Below are 23079 nucleotides of genomic sequence, written 5' to 3'. Positions count from 1 at the left end.
ACTCCCCAAGACCATCGCACAACGCTTGCCAAAGACCGCTATTGGCCGATAGCGGCCGGTCGCATCATGAAAGTGTATGTAGTTGTTGGACCAGGATAATCACGAGATGTTGTCAGGCGTTCTGACCCATTCCCATCAGGCGGTATGCATTTCCCCGGCCACCGTCGCGGCGGCCACGCCGCCGGTGCGGATGATGTAAGTCTCGGGATACGGTTCGGCGGCAAACCGGGTGTGCCCCGGCACGCGGCTGAGCTTGTCCAGCTGCGCCTGCGGTCCCAGCGCGGTTTCCTTGCCGGTCACCGCGTCCAGGTGCCAGAAGCCGCCGTCATGGTGGAACAGCTGCGGCAGCGCGGCGGCAGCCGGTGCCGCCTGCATGCGCCGCAGCGGGTAGCCGGGATGCGTGTCCGGCGCCAGCACGACGAAACATTCCGCGTGCGCGCCTTCGTCGATGCGGTGCAGGATCACGCCGTGCGGCATCAGCGCCGTCACTTCGAGGATGACGATGCCCTTGATGCTGGCGGAAAGCTCGATCCTCATGCCGAGCCGCAGCGGCACCGGCTTGTGCTTGCCGGGCCATACGCCATCCAGCAGCAGGCCATAGCGCGACACGTCCTCGATTTCAAAGCCCTGCGTGCCGCGGCGGATCACCGCGTGCCTGCCGGACAGGCGGCGCGTCAGGCCGGCGCTGTCGATGCCGTCCGTCCCATAGTGGTTCAACAGTGCGTGTGCTTCCGGGTCGACGATCTCCATGCGGCCGAACACGCACTCGTCCAGCGCGAACAGGCGCACGTGGCGCTGCGCGCCGGCTTCCGGTGCCGCGTTCACGAACGTGGCGGCGCGGCTCGGATGCGGGTGCGACGGGCCGGCATGCGGCATGTCGATCTCGATCAGGTCTTCATCCCACGCGATGGTGGAAAAGCCCAGGTCCACCTTGCCCTGCGGTGTCCCCAGGTCCAGGTGCGCGATGCCGGCATTGCGGGCCGTGACGTCGATGTCCATGCTGTCGCCGCCCTGGCCCGAAACACGGGCGATCGACGCGTCGTCCGCCATCACGCGCACGTTTTTGTGCGTGGACAGGAAGATGCGGTGGATCTCGGTCAGCGTGGCGTCGAGCCTGGGCACCAGGATGACGAACGTGCATTCCCACTTGCGGCCCGGCTGGCCCGGATGGCGGCTCAGCACCTCGGCGTGGATCTGGTACTGGCCATGCTCGCGGTCGCGCGAGGAGAATTCGGCGAACACGGGGCGCCAGTCGCCATCGACGGAGCGCACGAAGCGCTGGTCCGACACGCCGTTCCGGATCAGTTCCGAGGACAGCCGGATCGCCAGCTGCGGCGCGCACTCGTCCGGCATGCCGCGCAGTTCCATCTTGAGTGTCTGGCGGCCACCGGCCGCGCGCGGATCGAAGCCGCTGATGTGCAGCTGCGGCCGCACGCGGATCGGCGAGGCGTAGCTGCCGGCCGTATTCGATGGCGCCGCGGTCCGCGCATCGGCCTGCCCGCCGGCCTGCGGCATCCGGGCATTGCGCATGGCGGCCAGCAGTTCGTAGCTCGATGCCCCGTCCGATGCCGCCGCCGGCTGGTCATGGCCGGCCTCGCAGGCGTGCTGGCCCGGCGCGACCCAGAAGGTGCAGTGCGGGTGATCGGTGTTGCGGCAAGTGTTCATGGGGGGCCAGGGATGGGACAAGGGAGACTTTACGCGCTTTTGCATCCTGTTGGCAACTCGGCGTTACCCCGAACAGCGCTACTTTTCGCCCCGTATTCCCCGCCCAATCGCGCCGGGCCCCGCCACGCCGTAGCGATTGCTCAACCTTGCCGGAACGTTCCGGTCACTGCTCGGCCGCGCGCCGCAGCCACAGGCTGCTGGCCCAGCCGGTGCGCATGCCTTGCGCGCCGCCGGCGCCGCCATAGCGGATCTGCCACCAGTCGCCCCGGTGCGCGCCGGTTGGCATGACGATCGAGCCGGCCGGTACCACCGTCATGCGCGCCGCGCCGACACCGGCCGCATCGCGCACGTTCAGGTCGCGGTGGACACGATAGGGCTGCCCCGCGTTCGGCCAATGCGTTGGCGAATTCGCCGGCACATTCGCCGGCGAAGACAACGCAGCTTGTTGCATCGACACGTCAGTCAGCCCGGCGCGAGCCATCGGTGGCACGGCGACAAGATGCAGCAGCAGCGCGCCGAATGCCCAGGTTCCGCCGCCGAGGATGACCGCGCCGCGCACGGTGGGCCGCCGCCACCACCGCGCCGGCGTCAGGAACGCGGCCAGCACCAGCGTCAGCGCCAGCGCGAGCGCATAGGCTGGCGCGCCGTGGAAATCGTTGAACGACATCGGCCGCTCCTCAGGCGTCGAAGCGCAGTATGTAGTGGCCCGCCACCACGTGGTGCCCCGGTGGCAGCACGAACGGCGCATTCCCGTCCGCCGTGCCGTCCGCGTTTCCTTCCGCGTTTCCGTCCGCGTTTCCGTCCGCGTTTCCCCCGATTATGCCCACGAAGCCCAGTGCCTCGTCCAGGTGGAACAGCGCCTGCGTGGCGGATTGCCGCGTGATCGACAGGCCCTGAGGCCCCGCGTCGAACGCGAATGCGCTGCGCGACAGGCCGAGGCGGTCCGGCGTGGCCGGCGCGGCAGCATGGTCGCTTGCCAGCAGGCGGGGCACGTCGAGCACGCGCAGCGCCCCCAGCTCGGGCGTGCCGCGACCGAAGCTGCCCTGCGTGACGGGCACCGCCACCGGCACCGGCAGCGCAACGAGCGCGCTGTAGCGATCCGCGAGTTGCGGCGGTACCGCCCGTACCTGGATGCTGCGCTCGCCGGCCGGTGCGAAGGTGGCCGGCAAGGCGACGCGTTCGCGGCCGGCCGGCGTCACGGCATGCAGCGAATCGTCGGCATCCACGACGAGCGTCAGCACGCTGGCTTCGGCATGTTCGCCCCCATGTTCGTCGGCATGTGCGTCCGCATGTTCGTCCGCATGTTCGTCATGTATGGCCACGGCCAGCGTGCGGTCGAACGGCACGGACAGCGCCGTGGCGCCCGTTCCGCGGTAGCGGCTGAGCCGGGGAAGCGCGAGCGCGGCCAGCACCAGGCGTTGGCGCGTACCGGGTGCGAACGTGGCATCGGTCTGGCCACTGGCGAATGCCGTGCGCACCGCGGCAGCCTGGGGCAGGGCGGTCCCATCGTCGGGCGCGGGACGGACGTCGATGCCGGCGCGCGCGCGGACCGGCGCGGCCGGCCGGGGCCGCGATTGCCAGACCGCGGGCTTGCCCATCGGTGGCTGGACTGGATCGATGCGGGGATCCATGGCTGGATCGATGCGCGGCTGCATGCCCTGCCGCGCCTCCGGTGCGCTGCCGGCGCGCACCACCTTCAGCAGCAGGCGCCTGCCTTGGGGGTCGCCCTTGCGGGTGATGCTGTAGCAGCCATGGCGTTCGTCGACGCGGCATTCCAGTGCATCCTTCGGGCGCACCTGCAGCACCGGTTGCGCATCCGGGCCGTCGTTGATCAGCAACAGCGTGCCCGCCGCGCCGAACGGCCAGCCGGCAGCATTCGTTTCATCGATCACGGCCAGCCGCTGGTCCGGATAGACGGGGCAGACGGGTTTCCATACCGCGGGGTCGGTGGATGCGCTGACGTGGAACAGCACCTTCTCGTCCGGCCCCGGCAGGTAGACGGCATGGCCGAAGCGCACCTCGATCTCGCCGGGCTGCAGGTCGTCGCCACCGGTCACGTGGTAGCGCACCTGGTCGGCGCCGAGCAAATCGCCGAAGTCCTTCTGGTGCAGCGTGGCCAGCGTTTGCGCCAGGTCGCGCGCCCGGTTGCCGCGGGTGAGGTGGTAATCGTCGTCCACATCCTCCTGCGGCAGCCGCAGCGTCACATGCGTGAAGCAGCGCGTGGCGGCCTTGCCGCGCTGTTCGCGGGGGCAGCGTTCCAGCAGGTCGCGCAGCAGCGGGCGGCGCGCGAACAGGGCCAGCCCCGGCGCTTGCCAGATGGCCTCCGCGTTGAACACGTCGGGAATGCGGCCCAGGACTTCGTGTTGGACATAGATCGGCATGGCTTACTCCTGTGTTGAACCGGCATCCATTCCTAGCAGGGGGAGAAGGAAAAACAGCAGGTGGCTGCCGCCCGCGGAGAGGAAACTCATCGGCTGCCCCATGACTGGCAGGATCGCCAGGTTGGTGCCCCATGACAGCAGCAGGTGCCCGGCCACGAAGGCCGCGCCACCGCACAGCGTGAAGGCCCGCAGGCGCAGCAGCCAGGCCTGCCGGAAGCCGCGTGCCGCGGCGCCGGCCCGGCCGCAACGCACCCCGGCAAGCACCAGCCCCGCCACCAGCGCCGCCTGCGCGCACCACAGCAGCAAGGCAGCAAGCAAGCCGTGCCGGTGCAGCAGGAACGATGGCGCGAAGTCGTCCTGCACGGCGGGCAGCGCCATCACGGCGCCGCCCGCATGGCCGAGGGAGGCGAGGCCCAGCATGCCGTCCGCGCCCAGCCAGCCGCCGGCGGCGATCGCGGCGGCGCCCAGCTGTACCTGCTGGCCGGTGTGCGGATGGCGTGCCGGCTCCAGCCACACCTGGAAGCGGTCGCCATAGAACGTGGCCGGCAACTGACCCGGGTCGCCGGTGCGCAGCACCGTCACGCCGGCGATGCCGGCCAGCGCCACGCAGGCCACCAGGCCGGCCACCACCCAGCGTCGCGCCGCCAGCGCATACGCAAGCGTCATCGCGCCCGCCCACAGCAGCAGCAGGATCAGCGGCGAATAATCGTCGACCTGCACCAGTGCGAAGCCCAGCAGCGCAACGAACACCAGCGCCGGCGCGGCCAGGCGCAGCCAGCGCGCGCCATGACCCGGCTGCTCGCGGTGGTCGGCGCGCCAGCCCATGCGCAGCGCGAGGCAGTGCGCCGTCAGCAAGGCCAGCACGAGCTTGGCCGCTTCCACCGGCTGCATGTCGAACACGCCGGTTTCGTCGCCCCACAGCACCTGCGCGGCGAGCAGCAGCAGTGCGCCGACGGCAGCACCGGCCAGCAGCCATTCGATGTGGCGCTGGGAAATGGTCGATCCCGCCACCCCGGCCACCCCATACAGCCGCCACAGTCCGATCGCTCCGCTGCCGATCGCGAGCAGCGCGGCGGTCTTGCCGTAGTGGCGCAGCCAGCCCGTTTCCATGCCCGCCAGGCCGAGGTTCAGCTGGCAGAGAAGGCCGGCGCCGACCAGCAGCAGTGCCGCGCCGGTGGCGGCGGAAAGGCGACCGGGTTGCGCGAGCCACGTGCCCACCGCGCAGGCCGCGAGAAGCAGCGAGCAGCCCGCGGGCACGGTGGTGGTGGCGACAGCGCCACCCCGTTCGAGCAGCAGGGCGGTGCAACCCGCGGCAAGCACCAGCGCGGCGGCCGGGCCGTGCAAGCGCCGACCGAGGCGATATAAGGCGGCGTGCTGGCGGCGCGCAACCACGAGGGAACCGAGGATATTGCCGCGCCGCGGAAGGGCTGGTGTTCCGAACCGGGCCACGGCCAGCAGGGCCGCCGCAGCGGTGGCGGCGAGTATCCAGGGAACCGTGCCGCCTTGCCACAGGCTGCGCTGCGTCCACTGCCACGCCACTGGCGGCGGCAATGTCGTTTCGGGTACCGGGAACATCGCCACCCGCCGGGCCGGCGCGAGCACCAGGGTTCCCCCTGCGAACGATACGTCGTAACGCGTACGGCCAAGGATCAGCGCCTGCACGCCCTCGAGTTGCCGTTCGTCGTCGCGCAGGCTCGCGGCACCGGCATGCACGAGGGCCGACCCTGCCGACAGCACCAGGCCTGCGCGGTTGCGCGCCACGTACGCGCCGCCGACGTCGACCCCGGCGACGCCGATCCGGTTGCCGCAGTGTAGGTTGCCGCCGAAGACAAGCGGGCGGACCGTTTGCAGCGCGGACGGAGCGAGGCGGTTCCACAGCGCCACCGCATGCGCCGACAACGGCGCACCCGGGCATTGCGGCTGCGGTTCGCCGTCGCGCAACACCGTGGCGCCATCGAAGCGCCAATTGATTGTGCCATCGGTGAACACAAGGCTGCCGGCCGGAGCGGGCCGCACGTAGAAGTCGCGGGTGTCGATTCGGAAGTGCGGGAGACTCGCCGGATCGGCGGTGCCGAGGCGTTCGTCCGCGCCGTCGCGCCGCAGCAGCGGCCGCGCCGGGCCGGTAGCCCGCAGGCGCCAGGCACCATCGGCATGCCGGCTGACGGCGAGCCGGGTACCGGCGGCCCCGACGGCGCCAAGCTGCGCGGCATCGAGCGTGACGGCACCGGGGCTGTCCAGGCGGATCGCGATGGCTGCGGGCAGCCACGCTGCCGGCGCCCGCAGCAGTGCCAGGACCTGCAGTGCGAACAGCGCCGCCAGCAGCGAGAGCAGCAGGCGCCGGCCCATCGCGCCGCTCACAGCCGCCCCTCCAGCGCGGCGGCGCTGGCGCGCACGAGCGCCGCGCGACCACCGAGCCCGGCGCGCACCCCATCGACCATCCGGCTGATGTGCAATGCGTTGCGCGGGCGTTCGTCCGGCGCGCGGGCCAGCAGCAGCGACAGCAGGTGGAGCGCAGGCACGCGCGCCATGGCCGGCACCGCATCGGCGAAGCACGCCGCTTCGTCGTCGGCCAGCACGGGCGGCAGCGGGCCCGCTTCCAGCATCGCCGTGGCGCCATCGGACAGGTGCTCCCGGTAGGCCTGGCCACATGCGGTGCACCAGCGCAGTGCCGTCCCCGTCACGAGGAAGAAGTACAGGGCACCGAGCGCGAAGTAGTCGCTGTGGCGTCCCGTCGCATAGCCGCCGCCGGGCGCGGGGAAGAACTGTTCCGGCGCCTGCCAGTTCGCGGTGCCGCAGTAACTGTGCGACTGCGTCGCCGCGAGCAGGCGGTTGGTGCCGAAATCGGCCAGCTTCACCGTGCCGGTCGCCCCATCCACCAGCACGTTCGCGGGCTTCAGGTCCAGGTAGCGCCAGCCATGCTGGTGCACCTTCGCCAGCGCACCGTTCAACTGGCCGATCCAGCCCAGCACCTCGGGCAGCGCCGGCGCATCGCCCTGGGCCCGCCGCCGCGCGACATGGCGCCCCAGGTCGCCGCTCATCAGCTCGAGCGCCAGTACCGGCAAGCCGTCATGCCAGCCCGTGTCGACGAGGCGCACGATGTGGCGGCCATCCCACGGCTGCAGCGCTTCGAGGAACGCGATCTCGCTGCACGCGCTGGCGATCCACCGTTCGCGCTGCGCCGGCAATGCCTGCGCCATCTGCTCCGCGTTCACGAATTTCAACGCCACGTTCGGAGCGCCGGCGTGGCCCGATGCTGCAGCCGTTGTCGATGTCGCGCGCCAGATCGTGCCGTAGACGGAGCCGCCGACCTGCTCCCGCAGGCGGTAGTGGCCCCTGGCGAGGGCGATGGTGGTGTCGCGAGCTGGCATGGTGTCGGTGTCGAATGGTCCGTTGCCGGCTAGCGGGGGGAGGGGGAAAGGCCACCGGTGGCGCCGGTCGTGCAGCGCGACTTCGCAGGCTGCAGTGCCGTGCCGCTGGTGCACGGCTTCGTCGCCACGTCATCGGGGCCTTGCTGGCCGACCTGTCGTGGTACGACGTCGTTCGCCATGCGCTGGCGAATGGGCCGATGGAGCTGTATACGCTTGCGGGCAATGCGAATCACGGTGCCGGCGTGGCACAAACGAAAAGCCCGGCATTTGCCGGGCTTTTTTCGATAACGATCCAGGATCAGTCGTGGTGATGATGGCGATGCTTGCGATGGCCCCTGCCGTGGCCATGGCCGCGGCCACGGTGGCCGTCACGGTATTCGTGCACCACGCGGCGCTCGACGTACACCGGCCGCTGCTGCACATACACGCGCTCGCGGGGGTAGTAATCGCGCTCGTGGCGGTCGCGGTCCTTGGAACTCAGCGCATTGCCGACCAGGCCACCGACCACGCCACCGACCACGGTGCCGGTCGTGCCGTTGCCGGTCTGGCTGCCCAGGGCGGCACCGACGACGGCGCCGGCGGCGGTATTGAAGGCACGGTCGCCGGCGGCAAGGGCGGCGGACGACGTCGTGACCGCGGCACCCAGCAGGACGACTCCGATGATTTTTTTGATGAACATGCTATTTCCCCCTCTTATGCCCGGCATCACCGAAATGATGTCTGCCGTTTGATGTAGGTGTACTTTATCTGGTCGGTACGCAATTGCCAGTCAATACACAGATTCTTACAAACCGGCCCGGACCGGTAACAGGACTGTTACAGATTTGCGTCTCTCGCGGGCGCCCGCAGCCGCTCCCACTCGTGCCGCAGCAGGCTCAGAACCTGCACGTCCTGGTAGCGGCCATTGATGAAGAACGCCTCGCGCAGCACGCCTTCGCCGGTAAAGCCGCATTTTTGCGCCACGCGCGCGGAAGCGACGTTGCCCGGTGCCGCCAGCACTTCGAGCCGATGCCACGTGTGTGCGCGGAACAGGTGATCCGTCACCATGCGCAGCGCCTCGGTGGTGTAGCCCTGGCCGGCAAGGGCCGTGTCGAACAGCCGGTAGCCGATCTCGCGCGTCGTCGGCGTGCGGCTCTTGAAGTGGGTGATGACGCCGACGATGTGCCGGTAGGCGTCTTCGACGACGAACAGTTCGCTGTCGTCGGTCACGAAGCCATGCTGGATGAATTCCTTGCGCATCGTTTCCGGCGACTTGAACTGGCTGGAAAAATAATCCCCGCGCGACGGCAGGTCGTTCACGAGCGCGATGAACGTGTTCAGGTCCGTGTTCAGCAGATGCCGCACGGTGCAGAGTGGTCCTTTCAGCATGCCCACATGCTATGCGAGGAAAACCGCAAGGTCAAACAAGACCTTTATTCGACAGTCCAGTTATAAGTTGCTTTGCAATATTGTCGAATGATATCGTCCTGCTTCTTCGAACCTTCATCCAGGTACTTCGCATGAACATCCGCAAGCCAGTGCTGACCGCCATCGCCGCCAGTCTCCTCACGTCCAGCCTTTTCGCCGCCGGCTTTTCGCATGCCGCCAGCGCCGGAGCCGACGCAAATGCGCCCGCAACCCTGGGCAAGATCCGCGATACCGCGATGGGCAGCGACTGGGCATACCGCCAGCTGGAAGACATGACCGACCTGGTCGGCCCGCGCCTGTCCGGCTCGCCGGGCGCCGCGGCGGCCGTGCAGCAGGTGGCCGACACGATGCGCAAGCTTGGCGCGAAGGTCACGCTGCAGCCCGTGAAGGTGCCGCACTGGGTGCGCGGCGAGGAAAAAGCCCAGCTGGTGGAGTACACGGGCCGGCCGCAGGGCGTGGTGCAGAACATCGTGCTGACGGCGCTGGGCGGCTCCGGCGCCACGCCGGCGGCAGGACTGACGGCGCCCGTCGTCATCGTGCGCGACCTTGATGAACTGAAGGCACGCGGCGCCGAGATCAAGGGCAAGATCGTGCTGTTCGACGTGGCGTTCGACCAGGGCATGGCCGACGCGGGCCTGGGCGGCCCGGCCTACCGCCGCGGTTCCGCGTTCCGCACCCGCGGGCCCGCCATGGCGGCGGACCTGGGCGCGGCCGCCGCGCTGGTGCGCGCCGTCGGTGGCGCCGACTACCGCCTCACGCACACCGGCACCACGCGCCTGGAAGACGGCAAGCGCATCCCCGCCGCATCCGTGACGGCAGAAGACGCTATGCTGATCGCCCGCCTGGGCAAGCGCGGCCCGGTCACGATGAAACTGGTGCTCACGCCGCAAACGCTGCCCGATGCGGACAGTTACAACGTGATCGCCGACCTGCCCGGCACCGACAAGGCCGACGAGGTCGTCATCGTGTCCGGCCACCTCGATTCGTGGGACCTGGCCACCGGCGCGCATGACGACGCCACGGGCGTCACGGCGTCGATGGGCGTGCTGGATACCTTGATGAAGCTGAACCTGAAGCCGCGCCGCACGATCCGCATGATCGCCTGGATGAACGAGGAAAACGGCGGCCGCGGCGGGGCCACTTACCACCAGGCCAACAAGGCCTCGCTGGACAAGCAGTTCGCCGCCATCGAAAGCGACGGCGGCGTGGCAGGCCGCACGTTCGGCGTGCAGGCCGGCATCCGCCCGCAATATGAAAAGCTGTTCGCGCCGCTGCAGGCGTCGCTGGTGCCGATCGGCGCGGGCGTGCTGCAGCGCCGCGACGTGATCGGCGCCGGCGACCTGCACGCGATGGAGGCCGATGGCGTGCCGTCGTTCACGCCGCTGGTCGATTCGAGCGTTTACTTCAACTATCACCACACGCCGGCCGACACGTTCGACAAGGTCGATCCGGATCACCTGAAGCGGCACGTCGCCGTGATGTCGGCGCTGACGTGGTACCTTGCCAACATGGACCAGCCGATCGGCCGCGCGCCGGAGCAGGCCGACTGACGGCACCCACTCACTCCCGGAATGGAATAGCGATGAACCACATGAATTCGATTGGCGCCCTGTGCGCCATGGCCCTGCTGCTGGCCGGCTGCGGCAGCAAGGTCGACCCGCAGCTGACGGCACAGCAGATGACGATGACGGATGCCACGTGCGCGCCTGCCGAGGTTGGCAAGATCGCCGACGAGGCCGTGCGCAAGGCGTTCCAGGAACGGTGCGATCGCCGCGAACAGTTCAAGCCGGCCGCGCCCGCCAACTGACCGCGTCGCCCCGTCACTTCGACGCGAAGCGGCTGCTCATCGCCGCGCCCACCGAGGCGGCGATGATCGCGCCGATGGCCGCCCACTGGTTCAGCGCCAGCCGCTCGCCCAGCAGCACGAGGCCCATCAGCGCGCCGAACGCCGGTTCCGCGCTCAGCAGGATGCTGAACGTGTTGGCCGGCAGCCGGCGCAGCGCCACCATTTCCAGCGAATACGGAATCGCGCTGGACACGATGGCCACGCCCAGGCCCAGCGCCAGCACGTGCGGCGCCAGGATGGCGGCGCCGGCCTGGTAAAAGCCGAACGGCGCCGCCACCAGCACGCCGATCCACATGCCGCAGGCCGACGCGGCCGGCCCGTGCCGCATGCCGGCCCGCTTGCCGGCCAGGATGTATACGGCCCAGCAGGCACCCGCGCACAGCGCCAGCGCGATGCCGCGCCAGTCCAGCGCCGCGGCCGACCGGTTGATCGGCAGCAGCAGCGCCAGCCCCGCGACGGCCAGCGCGATCCAGGCGAAATCCAGCCGCCGGCGCGACGTGAACACGGCCACGGCCAGCGGCCCGATGAACTCGACCGCGATCGCCACGCCCAGCGGAATATAGGCCAGCGACGAATAGAACGTCAGGTTCATCACGCCCAGCGACACGCCGTACAGCGCCAGCGGACGCCATTCGCCGTCGAGGCGGATGCGCCACGGCTTGAACACGGCGGACAGGATCAGCGCGGCGAACGTGAGCCGCAGCGCCGTCGCGCCGGCAGGGCCGATCAGCGGGAACAGCTGCTTGGCAAGCGAGGCGCCGGCCGTCAGCGACACGAGCGACAGCAGCAGGGCGGCGTAGGGAAGGGCGTCGGAACGGGGCGAGGATTGGGGAATTGGCTGCATGAGGCGTGCGGGTGGTGCGCTCGGATCGATGCGCAGTCCAGGGAGACTGCGCGACAGGGATGGCCGGACAGTATACCCGCCCGCCGCCATCCGGCGCTTGCCCGTGCTACCATGGCGCCCCATGAAAGCGCTGCTCCGTACATTGCTGCTGTGGTTCCTGCTGGCTGGCGTGCCCTTCCAGGGCTTCGCCTCGGCCACGATGCTGCTGTGCGGCCCGCAGCCTTCGCGGGCTGCGGCCAGCCACGAAGCGATGCCGGAGCCGATGCAGGCGGCTGGCCAACACGATCACGCGGCCATGCTCGCCGCGCAGCAGGAAGCAGCTGCGCCGCATCACGATGGTGCTCATCACGATGGCGATGCTTCCCACGCCGGGCATGCCAAGTGCGCCAGCGCGGGCGCCTGTTGCACCGGGGCGCCGCTGGCGCCGGCGCTGCCCGCGGCGCCGCCCCTGCAGGATGGCCGCTGCGCCACCGTTCCCTTCGTTCCCGCGGCACCCGCCGCCGTCGATCTGGCCGGCCTCGAGCGGCCGCCGAAATCCGCCTCCGCCTGATTCCAGCGCCGGCCACCATGGCCGGCCCCCGGCCCGCACCATGCGGGTCGTCCCGGAAAATCCAAGCACGAGGTAACAATGACATCATCCCCGATGGCGACGGCTGTTGCCGTCCCGATCCTGGCGCTGGCCCTGTCCGGCTGCGCCACGTTTTCTCCCGATGGCGGCATGGACGCCGTCGAACGGGCCACGCAGGCACGCGCCGGCGCGGCCACGAAACTGCTGCGCGGCGATGCCGACCGCGCCGCGCTGGCGGAGCAGCTCGAGCCGATGCTGGCGCAACCGCTCGCGGTGGACGACGCGGTGCGTATCGCGCTGCTCAACAACCGCGGCCTGCAGGCGACCTACTGGGAACTCGGCATCGCCGAGGCCGACCTGGTGCAGGCCGGCCGGCTGCAGAATCCCGCGTTCGGCTACCAGCACAAGCGCGGCGGCGGCACCACGTCGATCGAGCGCTCGCTGGCCGTCAACCTGGCCAGCCTGATCACGGCGCCGCTCGCGACCCGCATCGAGGGCCGCCTGTTCGAAGCAGCAAAGCTGCGCGTGGCCGCCGAGGCATTGAAGGTGGCGGCCGACACGCGGCGCGCCTGGTATGAAGCGGTGGGCGGCGCCCAGGCCGTCGACTATGCGAAGCAGGTGGCCGGCGCCGCCGATGCCAGCGCCGAACTGGCGCAACGCATGCGCAAGGCCGGCAACTGGAGCGCCTTCGACCAGGCGCGCGAAGCGGCGTTCCATGCGGAGGCGATGGCCGACGTGTCGCGCGCGTCGCAGGCCGCCACGTCGGCCAGGGAACGGCTCACGCGCCTGCTGGGGCTGGACGGCGCCCAGGCCCGGTACCAGCTGCCGGACCGGTTGCCGGACCTGCCGGCGGCGGTGCCCCACCTGGACGACGTCGAAGCGCTGGCCTTGCGCGACCGCCTCGATGTGCAGGCCGCAAAGAGGGATGTCGAGCACACGGCCGCGTCGCTTGGCCTCGTGCGCGCAACCCGCTTCGTCAACGTGCTCGAACTGGGCGCCGTGCGCGAGCGGGAAGGGGGCGAACCCGTACAGCGCGGCTACGAGCTGACCCTGGAAATCCCGCTGTTCGACTGGGGCACCGCGCGCACGCGGCGAGCCGAAGCGGTGTACATGCAGTCGGTGAACCGGCTGGGACAGGCGGCCGTGGACGCCCGCAGCGAGGCGCGCGAAGCAGTCCAGGCCTGGCGCACCTCCCACGCGCTGGCCAGGCATTACCGCGATGTCGTCATCCCCTTGAGGAAGCAGCTTTCGGACGAGACGCTGCTGCGCTACAACGGCATGCTGCTCAGCACCTTCGAACTGCTGGCCGACGCGCGCGAACAACGGGTGGCCGTGGCCGCCGCGATCGAGGCATTGAAAGCGTTCTGGATCGCCGACGCCAGCCTGGAAACCGCCATCGGCGGGCGCCCGCCCGCCGTTCCCGCCACGCCCGCTGCAAGGTCCGCGACACCCGCGACGCCCGATGCACCCACCACACCCGCGACACCCGATGCACCCACCACACCCGCGACACCCGCAACACCCGATGCACCCACCACACCCGCGACACCCGCAACACCGGCGACACCCGCAACACCGGCCGCCAACGAACACGGAGCACACCATGACCACGTCCAGTAATTCCCGCCGCTCCTTCCTGGCCGGCGCCACCACGCTGCTGGGCGCCGGCATGGTGAGCCGCGCCGGCGCCGCCACGCTGCCGGAAGCGCCGGTCGGCCCATCGGCCGCCACCGCCGCGCCGCTCGTGCCGCCGAATGGGCGGCCGTACAACCCCGTCGTCACGCTCAATGGCTGGAGCCTGCCGTGGCGGATGAAGGACGGCGTCAAGGAGTTCCACCTCGTGGCCGAACCGGTCGTGCGCGAGGTCGCGCCCGGCATGACGGCGAACCTGTGGGGCTACAACGGGCAAAGCCCCGGCCCCACGATCGAAGTGGTCGAGGGCGACCGGGTGCGCATCTTCGTGACCAATAAACTGCCCGAGCACACGAGCGTGCACTGGCACGGCCAGATCCTGCCGAACGGCATGGATGGCGTGAGCGGCGTGACGCAGCCTTCGATCCAGCCGGGCAAGACGTTCGTGTACGAATTCGTGGCGAAGCACGCCGGCACGTTCATGTACCACCCGCACGCCGATGAGATGGTGCAGATGGCGATGGGCATGATGGGCTTCTGGGTCACGCACCCGAAGGATATCCGCCGGCATGCCGTCGACCGCGACTTCGTGTTCCTGCTGGGCGCCTACGATATCGAGCCGGGCAGCTATACGCCCAAGGTCAACACGATGCTGGACTTTAACCTGTGGACCATGAACAGCCGCGTCTTCCCGGCGATCGACCCGATGGTGGTGCGCCAGGGCGACCGCGTGCGCATCCGCGCCGGCAACCTTACGATGACGAACCACCCGATCCACCTGCACGGCCACACGTTCGAAGTGACCGGCACCGATGGCGGCTGGGTGAAACCGTCGGCGCGCTGGTCCGAGGTGACGACCGACATCGCCGTGGGCCAGATGCGCGCCATCGAATTCGTGGCCGACAACCCGGGCGACTGGGCTTTCCACTGCCACAAGTCGCACCACACGATGAACGCGATGGGGCACGACGTGCCCACGCTGATCGGCGTTGACCATCGCGGCGTGGCCGAGAAGATCAACAACCTCGTGCCCGGCTACATGGTGATGGGCGACAAGGGCGGCTCGATGGGCAGCATGCGCATGCCGCTGCCGGAAAACACGCTGCCGATGATGACCGGCACCGGCCAGTACGGCGAGATCGAGATGGGCGGCATGTTCACTCTCGTCAAGGTGCGGGAAGGCCAGGCGCGCGGCGACTACCGCGACCCGGGCCACTACCGGCATCCGAAGGGCACGGTCGCCCGCGAGTACACGGGCGAGTTGCCGCCCGCGCCCCAGGCCCCCGGCATGCCCGCGCTCGCGCCGGCGCAGGGCAAGCCGCTGGAATTGAAGCGTGGGGGAGGGCATGAGCATCATTGATGCTTGCTGTTGTGCGCACGCATACCGGTAACTTCAGCCTGTAGCTGTTGGCTGCCGAACACCGGTGTCAGACACCGGTTCTCCCACGCCAGCGATGCCCCATGCTATATTGGCCGGCCGATGAAAGCCCACCTCGACTCCTTCGTCCTCGCCCTCCGCTACCTGGTCAAATGGTCCCTGGTCTCGCTCCTGATCGCCATCCTGGCCGGCACCGCCTCCGCCCTGTTCCTGTTCTCCCTCGACGCCGCAACGGCCTGGCGTGAGCACCACTCGTGGATCATCTGGCTGCTCCCGCTGGCCGGTTTCGCGGTGGGCTGGGTCTACCTGCGCTGGGGCGCCGGCGTGGAGGCGGGGAACAACCTGCTGATCGACGAGATCCACGACCCGAAGAACGTGGTGCCGCTGCGCATGGCGCCGCTGGTGCTCGGCGGAACCGTCATCTCGCACCTGTTCGGCGCCTCGGTGGGCCGCGAAGGCACGGCGGTGCAGATGGGTGGCACGCTGGCCGACCAGCTGACGAAGGCGGCGAAACTGGGCATCGCGGACCGCCGCATCCTGCTGATGGCCGGCATCAGCGCGGGCTTTGCTTCCGTGTTCGGCACGCCGCTGGCGGGCGCGATCTTCGGCCTCGAAGTGCTGGTGATCGGCCGCATGCGCTACGAAGCGATCTTTCCCTGCATGGCCGCGGCGATCCTGGCCGACCAGGTGGGGCTCGCCTGGGGCGTGCACCACACGCATTACGCTGTGACCGCGGTGCCGCCTCTGACGGCGTGGACGATCGCCGCGATCCTCGCCGCCGGCGTCGCCTTCGGCCTGGCCGGCATGCTGTTTGCCCGCGCCACCCATGCGCTGTCGGCGTTCATGAAACGCCATGTCGCCTACGCGCCGTTGCGGCCGCTGATCGGCGGCGCCGTTGTCGCGTGCGCGGTATGGGCACTGGGCACGCAGCGCTACGTGGGGCTGGGCATTCCCGTCATCATGGAAGCGTTCGCGCATCCGCTGCCGATAGGGGATGCGCTGGGCAAGCTGGCGTTTACGGTGGCGTCGCTGGGCACCGGCTTCAAGGGCGGCGAGGTGACGCCGCTGTTCTACATCGGCGCGACGCTCGGCAATGCGATGGCGCCGTTGCTGGACCTGCCGTTCCCGCTGCTGGCGGGCGTGGGTTTCGTCGCCGTGTTCGCCGGCGCGGCCAACACGCCGCTGGCCTCCACCGTGATGGCGCTGGAACTGTTCGGGCCCGCGATCGGCCCCTATGCGGCGCTGGCCTGCGTGGTGGCCTACCTGTGCTCCGGCCATGCCGGCATTTATCGGGCGCAGCGGGGGTCGAAGATGCCGTTCAGCGCGCGTTGCCACGTGGATCCGGACGGGGATCGGTAAGCACCGGCAGGTTCTCGTCCGCCCCCAGCCGGGCCAGCAGGCGGCGCGCATCGAAGGGGGCGTGCACCTTGATGTCGTTGTCGAAGTAGCAGAAGATGTCGCGGCTGGCGCGCTTCGGCGGTGCCGCGCTGGAGATCAGGCGCGCGTCGTCCGGCTGGCCGCCGGTACGCCACGCGCGGATCTTGCGCGCCCAGCCGTCCAGCGCTTCATCCGTGTAGCCGCCCGCATAGAGCTCCTTTTCGCCGTGCAGCCGCAGGTACATGAAGTCCGCCGTTACGTCCTCGTAGCCGGGCCACTTGCCGGCCGTGTCGGCGACCACGAGCGCCACGTTGTACTTGCGCAGCAGCTTTACAAACGCCGGATCGTTGAAGCTTTCATGGCGGATCTCCAGCGCATGGCGCAGCTTGCGCTTGCGGTCGATTTCCAGGAAGGCGCGGCCCTCCATGCGCGGCTCGTGGCGCCGCGCCATGTCCAGCGCGGCCTCGGTGTCCCGCGGCAGCGCGGCAAAGAACGTTTCCAGCACCTCGGGATCGAACTGGAAGTTCGGCGGCAGTTGCCACAGGAAAGGGCCGAGCTTGTCGCGCAGGGCCAGCACGCCGGATGCGAACACATTGCACAGCGAGGGCACGGGGTCGCGCAGGCGGCGCATGTGCGTGATGAAGCGGTTGCCCTTGTTGGCGAACACAAAGCCCTCCGGCGTGGCGTCGTACCACTGCTGGTAGCTTTTCGGGCGCTGCAGCGAATAGAACGACCCGTTGATCTCGATGGTCGGCAGCATGCGCGAGGCGAAATCGAGTTCGCGCGCCTGGGCCAGGTCATGCGGGTAGAACACCTTGCGCCACGGTTCGTAGCGCCAGCCGGAAATGCCGATTCGCAGGTCAGTCATTTCCCGAGTATAGGAAAGCCCTGCGGGCGATGGCGCCCGCTTCGCTCCAGGCAGTGCAGTTGACGTCGTGCGCCTTACGTCGTCCGCTTTACGTTGCCCGCTTTACGTTGCCCGCTTTACGTTGCCCGCTTTACGTTGCTGTAAACAACTCGCGCACGTCGCCGTCCTGTACCACCTGGCGGGAGCGCTCGCCCCATGCCCGCAGCAGGTGTTCCACGTTCTGCGGCGGCAGGGCGGAACAGTAGTACCAGCCCTGCACGCAGTAGGCATGCTCGTGGCGCAGCCAGTCCAGGTCGGCCTGCCGTTCCAGGCCTTCGCACAGCAGTTCGGCATCCGACACCTCGGCCACGCCCTGGATCAGCCGGAACAGGCTGGCCGTCACCGCACTGTCGGCCACGCCGTGCACGAAGCGGCGGTCCACCTTGAGCCGGTCGAACGGCAGCGAGCCGATCGCATCGAGGTTCGAATAGCCGATGCCGAAATCGTCGATCGCGATACGCAGGCCCAGCTCGCGCAGCGCGGCCACGCGTTCGCCCAGCGCTTCGGGCGCCTCCAGCAACTGGCTTTCCGTGACCTCGACCTCGAGCAAGGCACCGGGCAGGCGGTGTTCCTCGAGCAGCGCGGCGATGGCGCCGGGCAGGCCTGGATGCAGCAGCGACGAGCGGGAAAAATTCAGCGACACCGGCACCTGGGGCAGCCCGGCGTCGGCCCAATGGCGCATGTCGCGGCACACCTGGCCCATCACCAGCAGGTCCAGCGCATAGCTGTTGCCCGAGCTCTCGGCCAGCGGGATAAAAGTCGACGGCGGCACGGTACCGCGCCGCGGATGCTCCCAACGCAGCAGCGCCTCCAGCCCGATCAGTTTCTGCTTGGCGAAATTGACCTGCGGCTGGTAGTGCATCGACAGCTTCCCCGCCCCCTCCTGTCCCTCCAGCGCACCGAGCAGGTCATGCAGGAAGCACGATCGTTCGCGCATCTCGCTGCCGTATTCGCGCACCACCGAAAAATTGTCGATGTCGCCGATGCTGGCCGCAGCCGTTTCGGCCATGTCCAGCAGCGCCGGCGCTGCCAGCGATGTCGGCAGGCTTTCGCGCACGACGCCGATGCGGGCACGCAGTACCTGCGTGCGGTCCGACGGCAGCATGACCGGCACGTCGATCGCGTGGCACAGTGCCTGCAACCGGTCCGGCTCCGGGCCGTCCAGCAAAGCGAAGGCAAAGCGGTCGCCGCCCAGGTGGCCCACGAGCCCGTCCCGACCCGCCCAGCCGGTGACGCGTGCCGCGATCTCGGCCAGCGTGGCATCGCCGGCGGCGCGGCCGTACACCTCATTGATCTGGTGAAAGCCGGTCAGGTCGATGTAGCCGACGATGAGTTGCTGGCCGTCCGTGGTGCCTTTGGCATGCTGCAGGTGCTGGATGAATGCGCCACGGTTGTACATGCCCGTAACCGCGTCGCAGTAGCGCAGTTCGAGCGTGTCGCTGACGAGGCGGCCAAGCCCGTGCAGCATCGTGCGCTGCGCCGCATCGAGCCGGCCGGGCGCCAGCCACATGACCCACAGGGTGCCCAGCTGGTAGCCGCGATTGCCGTACAGGGCCACGCCGGCATAGTGCCGGTAATGGGGCGGCTGGCGCACGATCGGCCGGGCGGCGGCCGAATCGTCGTCCCGCGCATCCTCGACCTCGAGGAAGTCCTGCTCGGAGGCCACCAGGTCGCTGCAGAACGAATCGCAGCGGTCCACTTCGCCCAGCGCGATCCCTACGGCGACGGGCAGCCAGATGTGCGAGCGGTAGACGAGGCTGATGCCGCCGATCTGCGCGCCCATCGTGCTTACGGCCAGCTCCACGATGAAACGCAGTTGCGGGTCGGCGTTGTCCAGTGCGAGCTCGTAGCGCGACAGTTCCTGCACGCGCCGCTGTTCCGACTCGTCCCGTTCGATCCGCGTGTCCATGACAGAAGGCCTCCTTTCCAGTGAGCCCCAAGCTTACGGACGTTTTGCCCATGGTGCAACCGTTGTCCGGTAGGGCGTGGGCGGCTCTGCCATCAGGGCGATGTGACGCAGCGGTCAACGGCACTAAGATGGTTGTTTGAATCACGCTGGAGGAAGCATGCAGGAAGGAAGCAAACCGAACCATACAGAAACCGCCGCGGGCGGGAACGCACCGGCCATGGGCAGGGAAATGGGGAAATCGCGGCTCGAAGCGTTCAGCGATGGCGTGATCGCCATCATCATCACGATCATGGTGCTGGAACTGAAGGTGCCGCATGAAGCCACGCTGGACGCGCTGCTGCCGCTGTGGCCCCTGTTCTTCAGTTATGTACTCAGTTTCGTCTATGTGGGCATCTACTGGAACAACCACCACCATTTGCTGCAGCTGGCGAGCAAGGTCGACGGCCGCGCGCTGTGGGCCAACCTGCACCTGCTGTTCTGGCTGTCGCTGGTGCCGTTCATGACGAACTGGCTCGGCGAGCAGCGCATGGCAGCGTTGCCGATGGCGCTGTACGGCTTCGTATTGCTGATGAGCGCCATCGCCTACGACCTGCTGGTGCGCAGCCTGGTGCGGGTGCACGGTCCCCGGTCGGTGCTGGCCCACGCGATCGGCCGCGACACGAAGGGCTGGATCTCGATCGTGCTGTATGCCATCGGCGTGCCGCTGTCGCTGTGGCAGCCGCTGGTGGGCGCCGCGTTCTACGTGGGGCTGGCGCTGGTGTGGATACGGCCGGATCCGCGGGTGGAGAGGAATGTGGGGAGGGAGTAAGGAGGAACGGCAGATGCATATGGTGTCGGACATTTTTTCCGGATGCTTTTACCGGAAAATGTGTCGGACACCGGTTGTCCCGTGCGCAGTCGTCGTGCGTGAATACGTTGGAGAAAACCGGTGTCGCACACTTTTTCCGGAAGAATCATCCGGAAAAAATGTGCGACACCAGTGCCTCGATCACCGCGGTGGAACTACACGTGCGCCGGCTTTGCCACCGGCCACGGCATCGTCATCAGGAAGGCGACGGCGGCGATCGGCGCCAGCAGGCACCAGAAGCCGAAATGCACGTAGCCCGCGCCGCCGGCGATGCAGCCCACGGCGAATGCCGCCACGGGCCACACGAAGCGGATGAACTTTTCCTTGGCAGCCGGCGTGGCATGCCCGGTGGCCAGGTCCGTCATGTCGATCAGCAGTTCCGTCACGTTGCCGGTCATGACCGTGGTGGGCGCAATGCGGGAAAACTGCAGCTTCCCGGCGGCGTTGTGCACGCCCATGGCGGCGGCGCCGAGCACCCCGGTGAGCAGCACCATCGGCGCATCCGGGCTCGTGATCGGCACGGCCAGCAGCGCCGTGGCCATGAAGGCGATCAGCAGCACGAGCTGCATCGACAGCATGGGCCGGATCGGCACCACGCCCTGCCGTTCGCACCGGTTCCCCAGCAGCCGCGTGGCCACCACCCCCAGCCCGAAGGCGGGGAAGGCCAGGCACTTGAGCAGCAGCGTGGTGTGCGAAGGATGCGTCAGCGTGGCGCCGATCAGCACGAAGTTCCCCGTCACGTGCGCCGTGAACAGGCCGTACAGGGCGACAAAGCCGGCCGTGTCGACATAGCCGGCCAGGCCGCCCAGGCAGATGCCGAGGAACAGATCGCTTGGTGGAACCCGCATCAGGACTTCAGGAAGGCCAGCAGGTCCGCGTTCAGGCGGTCCTTGTGGGTGGTGGGCAGGCCGTGCGGCGCGCCTTCGTAGACCACCAGTCGGCCCTGCGGCAGGATCTCGGCGGCGCGGCGCGCGGTCGCGGCGATCGGCACGATCTGGTCGTCGTCGCCATGGATCACCAGCGTGGGGATCGTCATCTTCTTCAGGTCTTCCGTGAAGTCCGTCTCCGAGAACTGCTTGATGCAGGCGTAAGCGGCGCGGATGCTGCACTGCATGCCCTGCAGCCAGAACGTTTCGCGCACGCCGGCCGAATCCTTCGCGCCCTCGCGGTTGTAGCCGTAGAACGGCGTGGTCAGGTCCTTGAAGAACTGCGCGCGGTCGGCCTTCACGCCGGCGCGGATGCCGTCGAACACCTCCATCGGCACGCCGGCCGGATTGTCGGTACCCACCAGCATGCGCGGCGTGACGGCGCCCACCAGCACGGCGCCCTTGACGCGGCCCGTGCCATGGCGGCCGATGTAGCGGGCGACTTCGCCGCCGCCGGTCGAGTGGCCGACCAGGGTCACGCTTTGCAGGTCCAGCGCTTCGATCACGGCGGCCAGGTCGTCGGCATAGTGGTCCATGTCGTTGCCGTGCCATGGCTTGCTGGACAGGCCGTGGCCGCGGCGGTCATGGGCGATGACGCGGTAGCCATGCTCGGCCAGGAACAGCATCTGGTCTTCCCACGCGTCGCCCTGCAGCGGCCAGCCGTGGCTGAAGACGACGGCCGGGCCGTCGCCCCAGTCGGTGTAGCGGATGATCGTGCCGTCGCGGGTGGTTACGGTATTGATGGTATGTTGGGTTGTCATGGCGTTCCTTTCCGAACGTTGTTGCGGTACAGGCATTGTCGGTGCTGCGCGGCGCCCGTACCACTGCACTAAGGGAGAGGAGCGGCCGCCACGGCAGGGGGTATGGCATGGTGCCGCGCAGCCGCCGCGGCCGGATCACTGCATCGCGGCACGCAACGCCGAAGCCTCGAAGTAGACGTGGCGGATGACCGGGTGCGCGACGGCGATGGCGGCCTCGAGCCGGGCGATCGCCCGTTCCACCTCGTCGATCGGCATGCCGCGGCGGAACTGGACGGAGGCGGCGAGCAGGACTTCCTCCGGCCCCATCTGCATCGTGCGCAGGCTGGCGACGCTGTCCAGCGCCGCCTCGCGCCGGAACAGCGCGTACAGCGCGGCCAGCTCCTCCCGGTCGATGCTTTCGCCGACGAGCAGGCCGCCGGACTCGCGGGCCAGCATGAAGGCCGCGCCGACCAGCAGCAGGCCGATCACGATGGAAGCGGCGGGATCGAAGTACGGATTGCCGAAGTAGTGGCCCAGCGCGATGCCCGCCGCCGCGACCGCGAGGCCCAGCAGCGCGGCCGTGTCCTCGATGAACACGGTGAAGACCGACGCATCCTTGCTGGCGCGAACGGTCTGCCACAGCGTGCTGCCAGGCTTGCGCACGGTATTCAATGCCTTGCGCGATACATTCCAGCTGTAGCCTTCGAAGAGGGCCGCTACGCCGAGGACGACGTAGTTCCAAAGCGGGTCTTCCAGCGGTGGCGGGTCCTGCAACGCGGCCACGCCATGGTAGATCGACAGCCCGCCACCCAGCGAAAACACCGACAGCGCGACGATAAGCGCCCAGAAATACAGCGATTTTCCGTACCCGAAAGGGTGCTTGCGGTCGGCCGGGCGCGCACTGCGGCGTTCGCCCAGCAGCAGCAGGAACTCGTTGCCCGTATCCACCGCCGAGTGGATGCCTTCCGCCACCATCGACGCGCTGCCCGTGATGCCCGCCACGATGAACTTGGCGGTGGCGATGCCGAGGTTGGCGGCGATCGCCGCGTAGATGACCTTCTGGGAGCTTGCGCGCGGTGCCGTGTCGTCCGCGGCAGGCGCCTTGCTGTCATGCTTCGTGTCATGCATGGGTTTCTCCAATGAAGGCATGCAGGATGGCGAAGCTTCGCAGGGCCGTCTGTTCGGCTGCGCACGTGCGTCCGATACGTTCGCGGCGCCGTGGATGCGGTACGAACCGGCCCGCACCGACTTGCGCACGCGGCCTTCTCCTACAGGATATTGCTG

21 protein-coding genes are annotated in these 23079 nt (G+C 68.8%); 8 read left to right on the top strand and 13 right to left on the bottom strand.

Going from position 1 to position 23079, the window contains the following annotated elements; genetic code table 11:
• Positions 1–135: 135 nt before the first annotated feature.
• The 5 genes from ACY65G_RS11070 to ACY65G_RS11050 form a co-directional block, all read right to left on the bottom strand.
• Entirely contained in the window at positions 136–1665 is a 1530-nt protein-coding gene (locus ACY65G_RS11070; RefSeq protein ID WP_464997403.1) for an FHA domain-containing protein, read from the bottom strand.
• A 163-nt stretch (positions 1666–1828) separates the two neighbouring features.
• Positions 1829–2332 carry an SH3 domain-containing protein gene (locus tag ACY65G_RS11065; RefSeq protein ID WP_464997402.1) on the bottom strand — a complete coding sequence of 168 codons (504 nt, stop codon included), beginning with the start codon at positions 2330–2332 and terminating at the stop codon, positions 1829–1831.
• 10 nt (positions 2333–2342) lie between these two features.
• Positions 2343–4046 (bottom strand): hypothetical protein, encoded by a 1704-nt coding sequence (locus tag ACY65G_RS11060; RefSeq protein WP_464997401.1) that lies wholly within the window; start codon positions 4044–4046, stop codon positions 2343–2345.
• 3 nt (positions 4047–4049) lie between these two features.
• Positions 4050–6404: an FtsW/RodA/SpoVE family cell cycle protein gene (locus ACY65G_RS11055; protein ID WP_464997400.1), complete on the bottom strand. Its 2355-nt coding sequence runs from the start codon at positions 6402–6404 to the stop codon at positions 4050–4052.
• Positions 6401–7414, bottom strand: coding sequence for a protein kinase domain-containing protein (locus tag ACY65G_RS11050; protein WP_464997399.1), 1014 nt, complete (start codon positions 7412–7414; stop codon positions 6401–6403). The genes ACY65G_RS11055 and ACY65G_RS11050 overlap by 4 nt, the downstream gene beginning before the upstream one ends.
• Before the next feature lie 140 nt (positions 7415–7554).
• Here ACY65G_RS11050 and ACY65G_RS11045 point away from each other — a divergent pair, with 140 nt between their 5' ends.
• On the top strand, positions 7555–7725 hold the full coding sequence (locus ACY65G_RS11045) for a hypothetical protein (protein ID WP_464997398.1): 171 nt from the start codon (positions 7555–7557) through the stop codon (positions 7723–7725).
• Here the strand turns inward: ACY65G_RS11045 and ACY65G_RS11040 are convergent.
• Both ACY65G_RS11040 and ACY65G_RS11035 read right to left on the bottom strand, forming a co-directional pair.
• The gene (locus ACY65G_RS11040) at positions 7713–8093 is read right to left on the bottom strand and encodes a glycine zipper 2TM domain-containing protein (RefSeq protein ID WP_464997397.1); all 381 of its coding nucleotides are present in this window, start codon (positions 8091–8093) and stop codon (positions 7713–7715) included. The genes ACY65G_RS11045 and ACY65G_RS11040 overlap by 13 nt on opposite strands.
• Positions 8094–8230: 137 nt before the next feature.
• Positions 8231–8782 carry a GNAT family N-acetyltransferase gene (locus ACY65G_RS11035; protein WP_464997396.1) on the bottom strand — a complete coding sequence of 184 codons (552 nt, stop codon included), beginning with the start codon at positions 8780–8782 and terminating at the stop codon, positions 8231–8233.
• 131 nt (positions 8783–8913) lie between these two features.
• Between ACY65G_RS11035 and ACY65G_RS11030 the strand changes: the two genes are divergently transcribed.
• Together ACY65G_RS11030 and trbK are read left to right on the top strand one after the other, a co-directional pair.
• Positions 8914–10371, top strand: a complete 1458-nt coding sequence (locus ACY65G_RS11030) for a M20/M25/M40 family metallo-hydrolase (protein ID WP_464997395.1) — start codon at positions 8914–8916, stop codon at positions 10369–10371.
• Positions 10372–10403: 32 nt separating this feature from the next.
• Positions 10404–10628 (top strand): entry exclusion lipoprotein TrbK, encoded by a 225-nt coding sequence (gene trbK / locus ACY65G_RS11025; protein WP_464997394.1) that lies wholly within the window; start codon positions 10404–10406, stop codon positions 10626–10628.
• A 13-nt stretch (positions 10629–10641) separates the two neighbouring features.
• Here the strand turns inward: trbK and ACY65G_RS11020 are convergent, their stop codons facing one another.
• On the bottom strand, positions 10642–11511 hold the full coding sequence (locus ACY65G_RS11020; RefSeq protein WP_464997393.1) for an EamA family transporter: 870 nt from the start codon (positions 11509–11511) through the stop codon (positions 10642–10644).
• 121 nt (positions 11512–11632) lie between these two features.
• Between ACY65G_RS11020 and ACY65G_RS11015 the strand changes: the two genes are divergently transcribed.
• The 4 genes from ACY65G_RS11015 to ACY65G_RS11000 all read left to right on the top strand — a co-directional run bounded on the left by ACY65G_RS11015 (position 11633) and on the right by ACY65G_RS11000 (position 16448).
• Positions 11633–12061: a hypothetical protein gene (locus tag ACY65G_RS11015; RefSeq protein ID WP_464997392.1), complete on the top strand. Its 429-nt coding sequence runs from the start codon at positions 11633–11635 to the stop codon at positions 12059–12061.
• A 78-nt stretch (positions 12062–12139) separates the two neighbouring features.
• Positions 12140–13699, top strand: a complete 1560-nt coding sequence (locus ACY65G_RS11010; protein ID WP_464997391.1) for a TolC family protein — start codon at positions 12140–12142, stop codon at positions 13697–13699.
• Entirely contained in the window at positions 13683–15071 is a 1389-nt protein-coding gene (locus ACY65G_RS11005; RefSeq protein WP_464997390.1) for a multicopper oxidase family protein, read from the top strand. Before ACY65G_RS11010 ends, ACY65G_RS11005 begins: the two co-directional genes overlap by 17 nt.
• 120 nt (positions 15072–15191) lie before the next feature.
• A complete protein-coding gene (locus tag ACY65G_RS11000) occupies positions 15192–16448 on the top strand; it encodes a voltage-gated chloride channel family protein (RefSeq protein ID WP_464997389.1) in 1257 nt (418 codons plus the stop codon).
• Here ACY65G_RS11000 and ACY65G_RS10995 read toward each other — a convergent pair.
• Complete coding sequence (locus ACY65G_RS10995; protein WP_464997388.1) at positions 16408–17334, bottom strand: DUF72 domain-containing protein; 927 nt, start codon at positions 17332–17334, stop codon at positions 16408–16410. The two genes, ACY65G_RS11000 and ACY65G_RS10995, sit on opposite strands and share 41 nt — an antisense overlap.
• A 130-nt stretch (positions 17335–17464) precedes the next feature.
• The gene (locus ACY65G_RS10990) at positions 17465–19282 is read right to left on the bottom strand and encodes a putative bifunctional diguanylate cyclase/phosphodiesterase (RefSeq protein WP_464997387.1); all 1818 of its coding nucleotides are present in this window, start codon (positions 19280–19282) and stop codon (positions 17465–17467) included.
• A gap of 229 nt (positions 19283–19511) precedes the next feature.
• On the opposite strand from ACY65G_RS10990, the gene ACY65G_RS10985 reads away from it, so the two are divergent.
• Complete coding sequence (locus tag ACY65G_RS10985) at positions 19512–20090, top strand: TMEM175 family protein (protein ID WP_464997603.1); 579 nt, start codon at positions 19512–19514, stop codon at positions 20088–20090.
• A gap of 194 nt (positions 20091–20284) precedes the next feature.
• On the opposite strand, the gene ACY65G_RS10980 is transcribed toward ACY65G_RS10985, so the two are convergent.
• From ACY65G_RS10980 to ACY65G_RS10970, 3 genes are all read right to left on the bottom strand, one after another.
• The gene (locus tag ACY65G_RS10980; protein WP_464997386.1) at positions 20285–20977 is read right to left on the bottom strand and encodes a YoaK family protein; all 693 of its coding nucleotides are present in this window, start codon (positions 20975–20977) and stop codon (positions 20285–20287) included.
• A complete protein-coding gene (locus tag ACY65G_RS10975) occupies positions 20977–21798 on the bottom strand; it encodes an alpha/beta fold hydrolase (RefSeq protein ID WP_464997602.1) in 822 nt (273 codons plus the stop codon). The genes ACY65G_RS10980 and ACY65G_RS10975 overlap by 1 nt, the downstream gene beginning before the upstream one ends.
• A 153-nt stretch (positions 21799–21951) precedes the next feature.
• A complete protein-coding gene (locus tag ACY65G_RS10970) occupies positions 21952–22923 on the bottom strand; it encodes a cation diffusion facilitator family transporter (protein ID WP_464997385.1) in 972 nt (323 codons plus the stop codon).
• Positions 22924–23079 lie beyond the last annotated feature (156 nt).

The organism is Pseudoduganella sp. jia 12 (assembly GCF_055502675.1).
This window is presented reverse-complemented; position numbering and strand designations above follow the sequence as displayed.

Coding starts and splice junctions, on each gene's coding strand:
- ACY65G_RS11065 (WP_464997402.1), bottom strand. CDS start 2,332: ATGTCGTTCAACGATTTCCACGGCGCGCCAGCCTATGCGCTCGCGCTG.
- ACY65G_RS10985 (WP_464997603.1), top strand. CDS start 19,512: ATGGGGAAATCGCGGCTCGAAGCGTTCAGCGATGGCGTGATCGCCATC.
- ACY65G_RS11050 (WP_464997399.1), bottom strand. CDS start 7,414: ATGCCAGCTCGCGACACCACCATCGCCCTCGCCAGGGGCCACTACCGC.
- ACY65G_RS11040 (WP_464997397.1), bottom strand. CDS start 8,093: ATGTTCATCAAAAAAATCATCGGAGTCGTCCTGCTGGGTGCCGCGGTC.
- ACY65G_RS10980 (WP_464997386.1), bottom strand. CDS start 20,977: ATGCGGGTTCCACCAAGCGATCTGTTCCTCGGCATCTGCCTGGGCGGC.
- ACY65G_RS11005 (WP_464997390.1), top strand. CDS start 13,683: ATGACCACGTCCAGTAATTCCCGCCGCTCCTTCCTGGCCGGCGCCACC.
- ACY65G_RS11035 (WP_464997396.1), bottom strand. CDS start 8,782: ATGCTGAAAGGACCACTCTGCACCGTGCGGCATCTGCTGAACACGGAC.
- ACY65G_RS11015 (WP_464997392.1), top strand. CDS start 11,633: ATGAAAGCGCTGCTCCGTACATTGCTGCTGTGGTTCCTGCTGGCTGGC.
- ACY65G_RS11060 (WP_464997401.1), bottom strand. CDS start 4,046: ATGCCGATCTATGTCCAACACGAAGTCCTGGGCCGCATTCCCGACGTG.
- ACY65G_RS11020 (WP_464997393.1), bottom strand. CDS start 11,511: ATGCAGCCAATTCCCCAATCCTCGCCCCGTTCCGACGCCCTTCCCTAC.
- ACY65G_RS11000 (WP_464997389.1), top strand. CDS start 15,192: ATGAAAGCCCACCTCGACTCCTTCGTCCTCGCCCTCCGCTACCTGGTC.
- ACY65G_RS11030 (WP_464997395.1), top strand. CDS start 8,914: ATGAACATCCGCAAGCCAGTGCTGACCGCCATCGCCGCCAGTCTCCTC.
- ACY65G_RS10990 (WP_464997387.1), bottom strand. CDS start 19,282: ATGGACACGCGGATCGAACGGGACGAGTCGGAACAGCGGCGCGTGCAG.
- ACY65G_RS10995 (WP_464997388.1), bottom strand. CDS start 17,334: ATGACTGACCTGCGAATCGGCATTTCCGGCTGGCGCTACGAACCGTGG.
- ACY65G_RS10970 (WP_464997385.1), bottom strand. CDS start 22,923: ATGCATGACACGAAGCATGACAGCAAGGCGCCTGCCGCGGACGACACG.
- ACY65G_RS11070 (WP_464997403.1), bottom strand. CDS start 1,665: ATGAACACTTGCCGCAACACCGATCACCCGCACTGCACCTTCTGGGTC.
- trbK (WP_464997394.1), top strand. CDS start 10,404: ATGAACCACATGAATTCGATTGGCGCCCTGTGCGCCATGGCCCTGCTG.
- ACY65G_RS11010 (WP_464997391.1), top strand. CDS start 12,140: ATGACATCATCCCCGATGGCGACGGCTGTTGCCGTCCCGATCCTGGCG.